This window comes from Neisseria sp. P0021.S005 (genome assembly GCF_051956955.1).
Genome location: NZ_JBQCWY010000872.1, coordinates 1 through 592 on the forward strand (window position 1 = coordinate 1; position 592 = coordinate 592).

1 protein-coding gene is annotated in these 592 nt (G+C 29.4%); it reads right to left on the reverse strand.

Annotated features, from left to right (window positions below):
• Positions 1–3: 3 nt before the first annotated feature.
• Positions 4–592, reverse strand: a 589-nt coding sequence (locus ACTHUE_RS19890) for a DUF6236 family protein (protein WP_440424267.1), incomplete at its 5' end; no start/stop codon positions are given.

Genomic DNA, 592 nt, shown 5'->3' on the forward strand with positions numbered 1-592 from the left:
GTGTTAGGCAAACTCATTCTCTATTCTAGAAATATATGCATAATCTTTTAATTCATTAGGAATATTCTCAATTATTTCATTTCTTTTAATTCCTATTTTTATAAAGGCACCCACTGACGCCAAAAACGCAGAAAAATATTGAGATACTCCAAGATTCTTCATCCCTTCATAGAATCCATAAGCTGCCGAGATGGATCCAACCAAATCTGAAAAATCTGCTCTTAATACAATTTTATGACTAACCAGACATTTGTTTTTCATTACCTTATGTGAGTCCATTGATTTATGTAAATCACAAATTGCTTTTTCTAGTTGCAACATCTTTGTATTCTGAGTAAATATTTGATCAGGAGAACTAATTATTTCATCATACATAGCACTTAAGCATAAACGCAACATTATTAATTCATCATTATATTTTTCTTTGAAATTTAAAATTTCTTCAAGAGGTATAGATCTTTGTGGAATAGGAATAGCTTTATATAGTTCAAATTCAATCGTCCTTTGAAGAGTTTTCCTTATGTTTTTAGAAGCTTTAAAAGACAAATCTTTATGTAATTGTTGCAAACTCCAGAGATACTCTGTACCTTTA